The 13,880-nt window shown below is 73.3% G+C and carries 10 protein-coding genes and 1 pseudogene; 5 read left to right on the forward strand and 6 right to left on the reverse strand.

The annotated features are described in order from the left end of the window. Window positions 1-15 precede the first annotated feature (15 nt). Window positions 16-366 (reverse strand): alpha/beta fold hydrolase, encoded by a 351-nt coding sequence (locus CIK06_RS30705; RefSeq protein WP_232534073.1) that lies wholly within the window; start codon window positions 364-366, stop codon window positions 16-18. 50 nt (window positions 367-416) lie between these two features. Then, a pseudogene (locus CIK06_RS32325) lies at window positions 417-1,001 on the reverse strand (alpha/beta fold hydrolase); the annotation flags it as partial. Between the two features lie 227 nt (window positions 1,002-1,228). On the opposite strand from CIK06_RS32325, the gene miaB reads away from it, so the two are divergent. Beyond that, complete coding sequence (gene miaB, locus CIK06_RS07910; protein ID WP_232534267.1) at window positions 1,229-2,695, forward strand: tRNA (N6-isopentenyl adenosine(37)-C2)-methylthiotransferase MiaB; 1,467 nt, start codon at window positions 1,229-1,231, stop codon at window positions 2,693-2,695. Window positions 2,696-2,745: 50 nt separating this feature from the next. Here miaB and CIK06_RS07915 read toward each other — a convergent pair whose 3' ends face one another. The 3 genes from CIK06_RS07915 to CIK06_RS07925 all read right to left on the reverse strand — a co-directional run bounded on the left by CIK06_RS07915 (window position 2,746) and on the right by CIK06_RS07925 (window position 7,611). Continuing rightward, window positions 2,746-4,134, reverse strand: a complete 1,389-nt coding sequence (locus tag CIK06_RS07915) for a cellulose binding domain-containing protein (RefSeq protein ID WP_095564281.1) — start codon at window positions 4,132-4,134, stop codon at window positions 2,746-2,748. A gap of 286 nt (window positions 4,135-4,420) precedes the next feature. Further along, entirely contained in the window at window positions 4,421-6,079 is a 1,659-nt protein-coding gene (locus tag CIK06_RS07920) for a cellulase family glycosylhydrolase (RefSeq protein WP_095564282.1), read from the reverse strand. Between the two features lie 323 nt (window positions 6,080-6,402). Next, window positions 6,403-7,611: a DUF349 domain-containing protein gene (locus CIK06_RS07925; protein WP_095564283.1), complete on the reverse strand. Its 1,209-nt coding sequence runs from the start codon at window positions 7,609-7,611 to the stop codon at window positions 6,403-6,405. 220 nt (window positions 7,612-7,831) lie between these two features. On the opposite strand from CIK06_RS07925, the gene miaA reads away from it, so the two are divergent. Continuing rightward, window positions 7,832-8,776 (forward strand): tRNA (adenosine(37)-N6)-dimethylallyltransferase MiaA, encoded by a 945-nt coding sequence (miaA, locus tag CIK06_RS07930; RefSeq protein ID WP_095564284.1) that lies wholly within the window; start codon window positions 7,832-7,834, stop codon window positions 8,774-8,776. Between the two features lie 14 nt (window positions 8,777-8,790). Further along, window positions 8,791-9,687: a diaminopimelate epimerase gene (dapF, locus tag CIK06_RS07935; protein ID WP_095564285.1), complete on the forward strand. Its 897-nt coding sequence runs from the start codon at window positions 8,791-8,793 to the stop codon at window positions 9,685-9,687. A gap of 27 nt (window positions 9,688-9,714) precedes the next feature. On the opposite strand, the gene CIK06_RS07940 is transcribed toward dapF, so the two are convergent. Beyond that, window positions 9,715-11,196, reverse strand: a complete 1,482-nt coding sequence (locus CIK06_RS07940; protein ID WP_095564286.1) for an NAD-dependent malic enzyme — start codon at window positions 11,194-11,196, stop codon at window positions 9,715-9,717. A 201-nt stretch (window positions 11,197-11,397) separates the two neighbouring features. On the opposite strand from CIK06_RS07940, the gene hflX reads away from it, so the two are divergent. Both hflX and CIK06_RS07950 read left to right on the forward strand, forming a co-directional pair. Next, the gene (gene hflX, locus CIK06_RS07945) at window positions 11,398-12,906 is read left to right on the forward strand and encodes a GTPase HflX (protein WP_095564287.1); all 1,509 of its coding nucleotides are present in this window, start codon (window positions 11,398-11,400) and stop codon (window positions 12,904-12,906) included. Window positions 12,907-12,956: 50 nt separating this feature from the next. Further along, complete coding sequence (locus CIK06_RS07950; RefSeq protein ID WP_157756644.1) at window positions 12,957-13,856, forward strand: hypothetical protein; 900 nt, start codon at window positions 12,957-12,959, stop codon at window positions 13,854-13,856. Window positions 13,857-13,880: the final 24 nt, after the last annotated feature.

A 13,880-nucleotide genomic window follows, 5' to 3' on the forward strand; every position in this document is an offset into this window, starting at 1 on the left:
GGGGCGGCCGGCGGCTCAGCTCGGCTCGGCGGTCGGCACCGGAGCCGGGGCCGGGGCCGGGGCCGGTTCGGCGAGCCAGGCCAGGATCTTCGGCAGCACCTCCACGGCGGCGAAGTGCGCCTTGCCGGGCTGCACCTCGATGATCGAGCCGGGGATCCGCTCGGCGAGCCACTGGGTGTGGCGGACCGGCGAGAACTCGTCATCCGCGCCGTGCCAGAGCAGCATCGGCACCAGGATGTCGGAGACCGAGAACTTCCAGGGCCGGCGCAGCGCGAGCATGTCGTCGATCCATCCGTACGGCCCCTGGCGAAGCGCCTCGGTGTAGGTGCTCTCCAGCAGCCGCCGGATCCCCGCGTTCTCCACCACCGAGCGGTCCGACTCGGCCAGGTCGGGGTCGAGCTGGTCGAGCAGGGGGGCGGCCGGCCCTGCTGCCGGGTCATCGCCTCCACGCGGCTGGTGAGGTTGTCCATCAGCTCCTGCGGGCGACTGTCCGCGATGAGGTACTCATCCACGTTCGACTGGTTCATCCCGGCGTACCAGTCCAGGTCCGGTGCGTCGGCCGGCGCCAGACCGACCAGGACGGCGCCGCGGGTGACCCGCTCGGGCAGCAGCGCCGCACAGGCCAGCGCGTGCGGTCCGCCACCGGATCGCCCGATCACGGCAAAACGGTCGATATTGAGCGCATCGGCGATCGACTCGGTGTCGGCCGCCGCGCCGGCCACGCTACGCCCGGCACTCCGGTCGGACCCGCCGTAGCCGGGTCGGTCGTAGCAGATCAGCCGGATCCCGAGCCGGTAGAGCACGATGCCCCGGGGTTTGGGACCGCTGCGGCTGCCCGGCGTGCCGTGCATGAGGAAGATGGCCGTCCCGTCGGGGGCGCCGGTGATGTCCACTGCGAGGCGTCTGCCGTCCGGCGTCTTGACCTGTTTGCGCACGCCCTCCTGCAGTTTCACCGTTGCCCTCCCGCGAGTATGTCGCGTGCTCTGCGGAGAGCAGGCCACGTGGGCTCACCACGTCGCGCTTCGGTGGCACCGAGGTTGAACGACCCCAAACCGCACCAGAACACGGTCACTGCATGAGCAGCGTACCGCCGCACGGGCCGCCGCCGGAAGTGGAAGCCGCTGGCCGTGGGCAGGTGTCGTGAGGATGGCACTACGCTAGGCGGCAGAGGAGAGGGGCGGGAACACCGGTGGCAAGGACCTACAACGTCGTCACGTACGGCTGCCAGATGAACGTGCACGACTCCGAGCGGATCTCCGGGCTGCTGGAGGACGCCGGGTACGTCCGCGCGGCATCGGCGGAGGACTCGGACATCGTGGTGTTCAACACCTGCGCGGTGCGGGAGAACGCCGACAACCGGCTCTACGGCAACCTCGGTCACCTTCGGCCCACCAAGTCGAAGCGGCCCGACATGCAGATCGCGGTCGGCGGCTGCCTGGCGCAGAAGGACCGGGGCGAGATCGTCAAGCGGGCACCCTGGGTGGACGTGGTCTTCGGCACCCACAACATCGGCTCGCTGCCGGTGCTGCTGGAGCGGGCCCGGCACAACGCCCGGGCCGAGGTGGAGATCCTCGAGGCGCTGGAGGTCTTCCCGTCCACGCTGCCGACCCGGCGCGAGTCCACCTACGCGGGCTGGGTGTCGATCTCGGTCGGCTGCAACAACACCTGCACCTTCTGCATCGTGCCGGCGCTGCGCGGGCGGGAGAAGGACCGCCGTCCCGGCGACATCCTGGCCGAGGTCCGTGCGCTTGTCGACGAGGGGGTCCTGGAGGTCACCCTGCTCGGGCAGAACGTCAACTCCTACGGGGTGGCGTTCGACGACGCCGGCGCGGCAGGCCGCGGGGGTGCCCCCGGCCGGTCGGCCTTCGCCGAGCTGCTGCGGGCCTGCGGCGACGTGGCCGGGCTGGAGCGGGTCCGGTTCACCAGCCCGCACCCGCGGGACTTCACCGACGACGTGATCGCGGCCATGGCCGAGACGCCCAACGTGTGCCACTCGCTGCACATGCCGCTGCAGTCGGGCTCCGACGCCGTGCTGCGCGCCATGCGCCGGTCGTACCGGGCCGAGCGCTACCTGGGGATCATCGACAAGGTGCGCGCGGCGATGCCGGACGCGGCCATCACCACCGACATCATCGTCGGCTTCCCCGGGGAGACCGAGGCGGACTTCGAGCGCACGCTGGACGTGGTGCGCGCGGCCCGGTTCGCCTCGGCGTTCACCTTCCAGTACTCGAAGCGGCCCGGCACGCCCGCGGCGACCATGCCGGACCAGTTGCCCAAGCAGGTCGTGCAGGAACGGTACGACCGGCTGCTGGCCTGCGTCGAGGAGATCACCTGGGCGGAGAACCGGAAGCTCGTGGGGGAGACCGTCGAGGTGCTGGTCGCGGTCGGCGAGGGCCGCAAGGACGAGCGGACCGGACGGATGTCCGGCCGGGCCCGGGACGGCCGGCTGGTCCACTTCGCCGTCGGCGGGTTGGCCGGGCAGATCCGGCCCGGCGACATCGTGCACACCCGGGTCACGTACGCCGCGCCGCACCACCTGAACGCGGACGGCGCGCCGGTGGCGCACCGGCGGACCCGGGCCGGTGACGCGGCGCAGGCCGGCCGGACCCCGCGTACCCCGGCGGTCCCGCTCGGGCTGCCCACGGTCGGCGCCCCGCCGGCGGCCGCGGCCCCCGCGCCCGCCTGCGGCGGCTGAAACCGGGCGAGGCCCCCCCGCCGGTACCGGAAGGGGGCCCCGCCCAGCCGTCAGACCGTGATCCGGCCGGCGCCCGCGCCGCCGGTCACGATCGACTTCACGTTGCTCGGGGTGTCCACCGTGTACGCGTACGGGATGCTGGCGACGCTGCCGCCGGTCTGCCCGCTGCCGGAACTGACGAAGTAGTTGTTCCGGGCGACCAGGGTGCCCGGCCCGGAGGCCGCCTCACCCAGGTGGTACGGGTCGCTGACGTGGTCGAAGTAGTTGCCCTCGACGAGCACGCCGGCGTTCATCGTGGAGGCCACGCCGTACCCGCTGTTGTTGTAGTAGTAGTTGTTGTAGACGTGCACCGGGTTGCCGAAGCGGACCCGGGGGTGGCGCTGGGTGGTGCCGTCGAACCAGTTGTGGTGGTAGGTCACCCGCAGGTGTCCCACGTCCTGCGCGGCGTTGTCGTCGCTGTGTCCGAGCAGCATCGTCTTGTCGTGGTTGAAGAGACGGTTCCAGGACACCGTGATGAAGTCCGAGCCGCGCTTGATGTCCACCGCGCCGTCGTACCCGTTGCTCATCGTGTTGTGGTCGATCCAGATGTTGGTCGCCGACTCCTGCACGTTGATCGCGTCGTCGTCCCAGTCCCGGAAGGTCAGGTTGCGGATGATGACGTTGCGGTCACCGTTGATGTTGAAGCCGCAGCCGACGATGGTCGCGCCGGGGTTGCCGAGGATGGTCTTGTTGGACCGGACCCGCAGCATGCCGGAGCAGGAGATGGTGCCGGAGACCCGGATGACCGAGGCGGCGGTGGAGCCGACCGCGCTGGTCAGCGCCGAGGCCGTGGTGACCGTGGTGGTCGCGGCGCTGCCGCCGCCGGTGGTGCCACCGTTCTGGGTGGCCCAGCCGACCAGGCCGGTCTGCGGTGCCGACGTCGGCCCGGTGGTCGGTGTCGGCGTCGGGGTGGGGGTGGGGCTGGTCGACGGTGAGGCGCTGGTGGGGCCGCCGCCCGGTGTGGTGGGTACGGACCCGTTGCAGGTGACACCGTTCAGGCTGAAGTCGGTCGGCGTCGGGTTGCTGGAGTTGTTCCAGGTGCCGTTGAACCCGAACGAGACGGTGCCGTTGGTGCCGACACCGGCGTTGTAGTCGACGTTGGTGGCGGTGACCTGGCTGCCGCTCTGGGTGACGGTCGCGTTCCAGGCCGAGGTCACCTGCTGGCCCGCGCCGTACGTCCAGCGCAGGGTCCAACCGGAGATCGGGTCGCCGAGGTTGGTGATGGTGAGGTTGGCGGTGAATCCACCCGGCCACTGGCCGCCCAGCGAGTAGGCGACCTGGCAGCCGGCCGCCGCGCTCGCGGTGCCGGCGGCGAGGACGCCGGCGGTGAGCAACGCGGCGGTGGTGGCGATGACGGTGGTGATGGCGAGCAGCGTCGGGCGACGCCGTCGTGCGAGCATGATGTTTCCCTTCGCGGCGGCGGGCCGAGTTCGGCCGGCGTCCCACCGCGGGAGGCGCCGTGCCCTGCGGCGCCGGTGGGTCGGCCCGGTCCGGTGATCCCGTACCCGCCGGGTGGACTGGCTGGGGGGTGGAGCGGCTCCCGTGCTGCACCCGGCTCAGCAAGCGCTTTCTCCGATCGAAGCACAGCCATCGAGTGCTGTAAATCGATCGGACGGCTCTGTCGGGCGCACGGAACGGCCCTTCCCGGCGCGCGGACGCGCGCCGGGAAGGGCCGTTCCGCCCGGATCAGCAGGCGCTGCCGGAGAGCTTGACCGTGGCCGGCGCGCTGGCCGTGCCGTTCGCGGTGAAGCCGATCGTCACCGACGCGCCGGCGGCGAGCGACGGGGCGTAGCTCGGCGCGGCGGCCGTGACCGTGGTCCCGGACTGGGTGACCGTGGCGTTCCAGCCGCTGGCCAGGGTGACCCCGGACGGCCAGGTCCAGGTGACCGACCACGGGTTGACCGCGGAGGCACCGGTGTTCTTCACCGTCAGCTCGCCCTGGAAACCGCCCTGCCAGGCGTTGATCTGGCTGTAGCTGGCGGTGCAGGCACCCGCGGGCGCCGGCGTGGTCGGTCCGCCGGTCGGGCTGCTGGTGGGGCTGCTGGTCGGGCTGCTCGTCGGTCCGCCGGTCGGCCCGGACGTGGGGCTGCCGGTCGGGTTGCCGCTGCCGCTCGGCGGGATCAGGTACGGCTGCAGGATCGACTGCTTGGCGGTGTCGACGGTGATCCAGTCGTCCTTCAGGATGCCGCCGGTGTCACCCGAGTTCGGGTTCCAGGCCCAGTAGGTGAACGACATCCCGTTGACGCCGCTGCCCATGTAGGCCATCAGGTTCTGCAACCACACCTTGTCCTTGGGGTCCTGCAACGTGCTGCCGAACTCGCCCACCATGATCGGCGCGATGTTCTGCTTGTAGAGGTAGCCCCAGTACTTGTCCCAGATGGCCGGCAGGTTGGCCGGGTACGACGGGTCGTCGAACCACGTCTGGTGGTAGACCGAGATGGCGTACTCGTGCGGGGAGTAGACCAGCCGGTTCGCGACGTTCAGCCGGACCGGGAACTCGCCGGCCCTGGTGAGGTTGCCACCCCACCAGCCGCAGTCCTCGTCGTTGCTCGGGTCGTTGTCCCAGACGTTGGAGAGGCCGCCGCTCGGGCAGCTCACCCCCTCGACGAAGATGAGCCAGTTGGGCTGGACCGCCAGGATGGCGTTGCCGGCGCGTTCGGCGGCCAGCCGCCAGTCCCGGGCGGTGTCCCCGCAGCCCCAGCACGAGCCGGTGGCGTTCGGGTTGGTGCCGTCGGCGTGCGGCTCGTTGTGCAGGTCCGCCCCGATCACGGTGGTGTTGCCGGCGTAGTGCTGGGCCAGCGACCGCCAGTTGGCGAGCCAGGTGCTCTCCGGCACCGCGGAGGTGTACCAGAGGGCGGTCTGCCCGGCGGCCGTCGGCCGGTGCCGGTCCAGGATGATCCGCATCCCCTTCTGGCCCGCGTAGTCGACGACCTTGTCCAGGATCTGCAGCGGGCTGAGCCCGATGAGGTCCGGGTTCACGTAGTCGTTGATGCTGGTGGCCTGGGCACCGGGCTTGAGCGCGTCGTCGGAGAACGGCACCCGGATGGTGTTGTAGCCCAGCTGCGCCATCTGGTCGAGCTGGCCCTTCCACGGGTTGCTGGACCACAGACCGTGGAAGGTCTTGTTGTCGGTCTCCATCCCGAACCAGTTGAGGCCGGTCAACCGCACGGTGGCGCCGGTGCTGTCAACGATCTTGTTGCCGCTGGTGTGCAGGTATCCGGTGCCGGTGCCGGCGGCGATGGCGGCGACCGGCGCCACCACCACCGCGGCGACCGCGCCGCCGGCCGCGGCCAGCGCCGCGGTGAGCAGGCCGGCAAGCAGCGCCGACCGGGGGGTACGAGACATCGCGTGAGCTCCTTGAGCTGGTCATGGTGCCCGGACCGTCGTGGATCGGCGAGCACGCACGGGCGCGACGGCGCGACGGCGGGGGGCACGTGCGATGTGAACCCCCGGACCGTGTACCTGTCACACTGCCCCGGCTCCGCGACCCATTCTGATCGCCGTCGATGCCGGCGTCAACGCCGTACCCGGTCCGGCGCCGCGACCCCGCGCCTCCACGACCCCGGACCACCGGGCCACCGGGCCGTCGGGCCGTCGCGGCGTGGCGCGGCGGCGTGGCGCGTCCGGTCCCGTCCCGCGTCCGGTCCCGTCCAGGGAGCGTCGACCAGCTAGCTGCTCTGTTCGGCCAGCCGCAGGAACTGCTGCTTGGACTCCAGCGCCCGTTCGGCCTCGCGGATCCGCTTGGCGTCGCCGGCCGCCCGCGCCCGGGTCAGCCGCTGCTCCGCCTCCGCCACCTGGTCCCGCATCTGCGCCAGCAGCGGGTTGGCGGAGGGCTCGGTACGCCGCCACGCCGAGTCCATGGCCTGACGTACCTTCTCGTCCACGGCCCGCAACCGGCGGTCCAGCCCGGTCATCGCCTCCCGCGGCACCCGGCCGACCTCGTGCCACTGGCCCTGGATCTCCCGCAGCCGGTTCTGCGCGCCCCGCGGGTCGGCGTCCACGTCCAGCGCCTCTGCCTCGGCCAGCAGCGCCTGCTTGCGGTCCAGGTTGGCCCGCTGCTCGTTGTCGCGGGCGGAGAAGACCTCGCTGCGCCGGCTGAAGAAGGCGTCCTGGGCGGCGCGGAACCGTTCCCACAGCCGCTGCTCGGCCTCCTTGGAGGCGCGCGGTGCGGCCTTCCACTGTGCCATCAGGTCCTTCAGCGCCGTGGCCGTCGGCCCCCATTCGGTCGACGAGGCAAGCGTCTCGGCCTGGCCGACCAGTTCCTCCTTGACGCCCTGCGCCTGCTTGCGCTGGGCGTCGAGGCTGGCGAAGTGGGCGCCGCGGCGGCGGGTGAAGGCGTCCCGGGCGGCCGCGAACCGCTTCCACAGCTCGCCGTCGGCCTTCTTCTCGACGCCGCGGATGGTCTTCCACTCGTCGAGGATCTCCTTGAGCCGGTCGCCGGCGGTCTTCCAGCCGGTGGACTCGGCGGCCAGCTTCTCGGCCTCCTCGACCAGGGCGGTCTTGCGGGCCACCGCCTCCGCGCGGGCGGCGTCCCGGGCCGCGCGGGCCTCGCCGGCCTTCTCCTCGGCGAACGAGCAGAGCTTCTCCAGCCGGGCGCCCAGCGCGTCGATGTCGCCCACGACGTGCGCCTCGGCCAGCGAGGTCCGGATCCGGCGGAACGTGGACAGCGAGTGGGCGGGATCGGCTGCGCCGGAGTTGAGCCGGGCCTCGGTCAGGTCGACCTCGGTCACCAGGTCGGCGAAGCGCCGGGCGAAGTGCGCGAGCCCCTCCTCCGGGGAACCGGCCTGCCACGAACCGACCACCCGTTCGCCCTCGGCGGTCTTGACGTAGACCGTGCCGTCCGCGTCCACCCGTCCGAAGGCAGTCCAGTCAGTCATGTGCCCATCCTCGTTCTCCCGGAGCCGCCGCGGAGTCGCGGGGCGCCGCCACAGCGCAGCCTTGTTGCACGGAAGTTTCCACCCGGCATTGTCACAGGTGTGCCCCCGCTCTCGTCGAGCGCCTGTCGCCGACCGTGACCATATGGTGTCCTACGCCGTGCGTCCGGGCGACCGTCCGCCTGGCCGGGCGGGTTCCGGGTACGGGCGGCCCGGATACGGTATGTCCGTGTCCCCGGTCATCGCCATCGTCGGCCCCACCGCCGCCGGCAAGTCGGGCTTGAGCATCGCGCTCGCCCAGGCGCTCGGCGCCGAGGTCGTCAACGCCGACTCCATGCAGCTCTACCGGGGGATGGACGTCGGCACCGCCAAGCTGACCCCGGCGGAGCGGGCCGGGGTGCCGCACCACGTGCTGGACATCTGGGACATCACCGAGCCGGCCAGCGTGGCGGCGTACCAGCGGATCGCCCGGGCGGCCCTCGACGACATCCTGGCCCGGGGCCGGGTGCCGCTGCTGGTCGGCGGCTCCGGCCTGTACGTCCGGGCGGTGCTGGACGAGTTCGAGTTTCCCGGCACCGATCCCGCGCTCCGCGACCGGCTGGAGCGGGAACTGGCGCTGACCGGGCCGGCCCCTCTGTACGACCGGCTGCGCTCGGCCGACCCCGCCGCGGCGGCACAGATCCTGCCCGGCAACGGCCGGCGGATCGTGCGCGCCCTGGAGGTGATCGAGCTGACCGGCGGGCCGTTCCGGTCCGTGCTGCCGCAACCGCGGCCGTACTACCCGGCGGTGCAGCTCGGGGTGGACCTCGACACGCCCGTGCTGGACGAGCGGATCGCCCGGCGGGCCGACCGGATGTGGGAACAGGGCCTTGTCGACGAGGTCCGCCGGTTGGCCGACGCGGGGCTGCGGTCGGGGCGTACCGCCGGCCGCGCGCTCGGCTACCAGCAGGTCCTGCGGGAACTGGACGGGGAGCTGTCGCCCGAACAGGCCCGCGCCGAGACCGTCCGGGCGACCCGCCGGTTCGTCCGCCGGCAGCGCTCCTGGTTCCGCCGCGACCCGCGGATCGTCTGGCTCGACGGTGACCGCCCGGACCTCGTCCCGGCCGCCCTGGCCGCGCTGTCCGGCGCCGCCGGTTCGGGGACCGTCGGGAGCCCCGACAGTCCCTGAGCAAGAATGGCACCGTGCAGTTCACCAAGGGCCACGGCACCGGCAACGACTTCGTGATCATCCCCGACCCGCAGGGTCGGCTCACCCTGACCCCGGAGCTGGTGGCCGGGCTCTGCGACCGCCGGTTCGGGCTGGGCGCCGACGGGGTGCTGCGGGTGGTGCGCTCGGCCGGGCATCCCGAGGCGGCGCGGTACGCGGATGAGGCCGAGTGGTTCATGGACTACCGCAACGCCGACGGTTCCCTCGCCGAGATGTGCGGCAACGGCGCCCGGGTCTTCGTCCGGTACCTGCTGACCCACGGTCTCGCCGCCGAACCGGCGCCGCCGGTCGCGACCCGGGCCGGCGTGGTGCGCACCCGGGTCGACGGTGACGGCGTCTGCGTGCAGATGAGCCGCCCCCGGGTGTACGGCGGGTCCACCGCCGAGGTGGGTGGCCGGCGGCTGGCCGGCAGCGCCGTGGACGTGGGCAACCCGCACCTGGTCTGTCCGCTGCCGGCCGGGATCGCACTGGCCGATCTCGATCTGACCCGCCCGCCCGGCTTCGACCCGGTGCTGTTCGCGGCCGGGGTGAACGTCGAGTTCGTCGAGCCGGCGGAGGGCTCCGCCGGCGTACCGGAAGGCTCCGCGGGCGTGCCGGACGGTGCCGGCGGCGCGCCGGCGGACCCGCACGTGCGGATGCGGGTCCACGAGCGCGGCTCGGCCGAGACCCTGTCCTGCGGTACCGGTGCCTGTGCCGTGGCCGCCGTGGTGCTCCGGCAGGCCGGCCGGGACACCGGGACGGTGACCGTGGACGTGCCCGGCGGCCGGCTGGTGGTCACCGTCGAGGAGACCTCGTGCTGGCTGTCCGGGCCGGCCGTCCTGGTCGCCAGCGGCGAGATCGACACCGCGGCGCTCGCGTCGCACCGCGCCTGAGGGGCCCGATCGGCGCGGCCCGGCCGGTCAGTGTGGCAGCGGCTCGGTGGCGGCGCTGTCCCGGGCCGCGATCTGCGGCAGGTCGGCCGGCCCCGGATCGGCGGCCGGCGGCGGCGGGGGCGTCTGGGCCGCGGCCCGGACGGCGGCGGACACGGCCGGCGCCACCCGCGAGTCGAAGACGCTGGGCACGATCACCGTGGGGTTCACCCGGTCCTCGCCCACCACGTCGGCGATCGCCCGGGCCGCGGCCAGGGCCATCTCGTCGGTGAACTCCTCGGCGTGCGCGTCCAGCATGCCGCGGAACACGCCCGGGAACGCCAGCACGTTGTTGATCTGGTTGGGCTGGTCCGACCGGCCGGTGGCCACCACCGCGGCGTGCTTGCGTGCCTCCCGCGGATCGACCTCCGGGTCGGGGTTGGCCAGCGCGAAGACGATGGCGTCCTTGGCCATGGTGGCGATGTCGTCCCCGCTGAGCAGGTTCGGCGCGCTCACCCCGATGAACACGTCGGCGCCGCGTACCGCCCCGGCCAGGTCGCCCGCGTAGTTGTCCCGGTTGGTGTGCTCGGCGAGCCACTGCCAGGCCGGGTTCAGATCGGACTGCCCGCGGTGCAGCGCGCCCTGCCGGTCGTACGCGACGATGTCGCCGACACCCTCGCGGAGCAGCAGCTTCATGATGGCCGTGCCGGCCGCCCCGGCGCCGGAGACCACCACCCGGACGTCCGCGAGACGCTTGTCCACCACCCGCAGCGCGTTGGTCAGCGCGGCCAGCACCACGATCGCCGTACCGTGCTGGTCGTCGTGGAAGACCGGGATGTCCAGCGCCTCCCGCAGCCGGGCCTCGATCTCGAAGCAGCGCGGCGCGGCGATGTCCTCCAGGTTGATCCCGCCGTACGCGGGCGCGATGGCCTTGACGATCGAGATGATCTCCTCGGTGTCCTGCGTGTCGAGCACCACCGGCCAGGCGTCCACCCCGCCGAAGCGCTTGAACAGGGCGGCCTTGCCCTCCATCACGGGCAGGGACGCGGCCGGGCCGATGTTCCCGAGGCCGAGCACCGCGGAGCCGTCGGTGACCACGGCGACCGTGTTGCGCTTGATGGTCAGCCGCCGGGCGTCCGCAGGGTTCTCCGCGATCGCCAGGCAGACCCGGGCCACCCCCGGCGTGTACGCCCGGGACAGCTCGTCCCGGTTGCGCAGCGCGACCTTGGGGGTCACCTCGATCTTGCCGCCCAGGTGCAGCAGGAAGGTCCGGTCGGAGACCTTGCGGACGTCCACGCCGGCCAGTTCGCGCAGCGCCGCGACCACCTGGTCGGCGTGGCCGGCGTCGGCTGTGTCGCAGGTCAGGTCGACGGTCACCGAGGTGTGGTCGGAGTCCACCACGTCCAGCGCGGTGACGATGGCGCCCGAGGAGCCCACCGAGGTGGTGAGCCGACCGATGGCCGAGGCGTCCGCGGTCACGCTGACCCGAACGGTGATCGAGAACCCGGCACTCGGCAGTCGGCTGATCGCCACGACACTCCTCCGTCGTCCAACTCTGGCGGTCGTCGGCGACCGCGAGGGGCATTCTCCCGCGTTCGCTCCGGCGGCACGCCGCTGGGGGTGACCGCCGGCCCGGGTGGCGGGGTTGCCGACCCACCCGATATAGCGGGTGCGTGGGCCTGGTGCGCGTGTCACGATTGATCCGCGACGAACCCTCATCGACAGGAGACAGGCTTGCGAGATCAGGACAGCTTCGTCCGGTTGGCGGGCGAGGACCTCGACGGTACCGCCGGCGAGTGGGAGCTGGAGGACCGTCAGGCGCTGCGCCGCGTGGCGGGCCTGTCCACCGAGCTCACGGACATCACCGAGGTCGAGTACCGGCAGCTCCGGCTGGAACGGGTGGTCCTGGTGGGGGTCTGGACCGAGGGGACCGTCACCGACGCCGAGAACTCCCTCACCGAGCTGGCGGCGCTCGCCGAGACCGCCGGGTCGCAGGTACTGGAGGGGCTGATCCAGCGGCGCAACCGGCCCGACCCGGCCACCTACATCGGCCGCGGCAAGGTCGACGATCTGGGGTCGGTGGTCACCGGCACCGGCGCCGACACGGTGATCTGCGACGGTGAACTGTCCCCGTCCCAGCTGCGCAACCTGGAGCAGCGCACCAAGGTCAAGGTGGTCGACCGGACCGCGCTGATCCTGGACATCTTCGCCCAGCACGCCAAGAGCAAGGAGGGCAAGGCGCAGGTCGAGCTGGCCCAGCTCGAATACCTGCTGCCCCGGCTGCGCGGCTGGGGCGAGACGCTGTCCCGGCAGAGCGGCGGCAGCGCCCGCGTCGGCGGGGCCGGCGGTGTCGGCCTGCGTGGCCCGGGCGAGACGAAGCTGGAGACCGACCGGCGTCGGCTGCGCACCCGCATCGCCCGGCTCCGCCGCGAGATCAAGGACATGCGCCGGGTCCGGCAGACCAAGCGCGCCCGCCGGTCCCGCAACGCGGTGCCGGCGGTGGCCATCGCCGGCTACACGAACGCCGGCAAGTCGAGCCTGCTCAACCGGCTGACCGGGGCGGGCGTGCTGGTCGAGGACGCGCTGTTCGCCACCCTGGATCCGACCACCCGGCGCTCCCGCACGGCCGACGGCCGGATCTACACGCTGTCGGACACGGTCGGCTTCGTCCGGCACCTGCCGCACCAGATCGTCGAGGCGTTCCGCTCGACGCTGGAGGAGGTCGCCGAGGCCGATCTCGTGGTGCACGTGGTCGACGGCGCGCACCCGGATCCGGAGGAGCAGGTCCGGGCGGTCCGCGAGGTGCTCGCCGAGGTGGGCGCCGACCGGCTGCCCGAGCTGCTGGTGGTGAACAAGACCGACGCCGCGGACGAGGAGACGCTGCTGCGGCTCAAGCGGACCTGGCCGGAGGCGATCCTGGTGTCCGCCCGGGCCGGGCGCGGGATCGACGATCTGCGCGCCGGCATCGAGGCCCGGTTGCCCCGGCCCGCCGTGGAGATCCGGGCCGTCCTGCCGTACGACCGGGGTGACCTGGTGGCCCGGGTGCACCGGGACGGCGAGGTGCTCAGCTCGGCACACACCGGCGAGGGGACCGTGCTGCACGTACGGGTGACCGAGTCGCTGGCCGCCGAGCTGGCGCCGTACCTGGTCGGGCTCGGCGCGACGGGCGCGACGGGCGGCGCTGAGCCGTCGGCGACCGCCCGGGACGGCGGCGTACCGGACGCCGCCGAGCGCCGCGGGTGAGGGCAACCCGGGTATCTCGGGCACCCGGGCGGGCGTGCGACACTTGCCCGATGCGGCGTGCCCTCTCCTCGATCGCGGTTGCCCTGGCTGCTCTGGGTGCGTCCGTCCTGTCCGGCGCCCCGGCCGAGGCGGCCGTGGGAGCGGTGCAACAGGGGCCGCGGTTCGGCGCGCTCTCCGGCTCGACCGCCGGCGCCGCCTGGAGCACCCAACTGGACCTGGACGACATCACCTACCTGATCGGTGCGGTCGGCGTGTTCGGGCTGCTGCTGGTCCTCGCGGGGGTGTTCGGGATCCTGCGCTCCCGCCGCCGCGGGCCGGACGAACCGGACGCCGTGCCGGCCGGATACGGCCGCCCACCGGAGCGCGGCGAGGGCCCGAGCGCCGGCTGGCCCGCGGCCAACCCGCCGGAGCCGGGCTGGGACCGGCCGGACGCCGGCAGGTACGGCCCGGGCGACGCCGGCCCGCGGCGACCCCCCGGCGTGTACGGCGGGGGACGGGCCGGCGGCGGATCGGTGTACGGCGGCGCCCCCGGACCCGGCCCGGCCGACGGTCCCGGCGCCGGCCGCGCCCAGCCGCCGCCCGGGCGGCCGGTGCCACCACCCGCCCCGCCCGGCTATCCGCAGGGCCCCGGCTCCCGACGGGGTGGCGGCGGGCCAGCCGGCGGCGGGGTGTACGGCGGCGGCCGTCCGGGATACGGCGGCGACGCGGGTCCCGGCGGTGGTAACGCCGGCGCGAACGGCAACGTCTACGGCGGCTCCGGCGGGGGTGGCTACGGTCCGCCGCCCGGGGAGTACGGCGGGCAGTCCCGGGGGCACCGGGAGGACGCGGAGCCGGGCCGGCGGCGGCACGCCGGCCCCGGGCAGCAGCCCGGCGGCTACGGCGACCCGGGTCAGGGAAACCAGGGCGGACCGCCCGGCGGCTACGGCGACGACGAGTACGGATACCGCTGAGCGGGCCGCCGGGATCCGGGTGGA

It is taken from the genome of Plantactinospora sp. KBS50, from assembly GCF_002285795.1.
In the GTDB taxonomy this organism is placed as follows: domain Bacteria; phylum Actinomycetota; class Actinomycetes; order Mycobacteriales; family Micromonosporaceae; genus KBS50.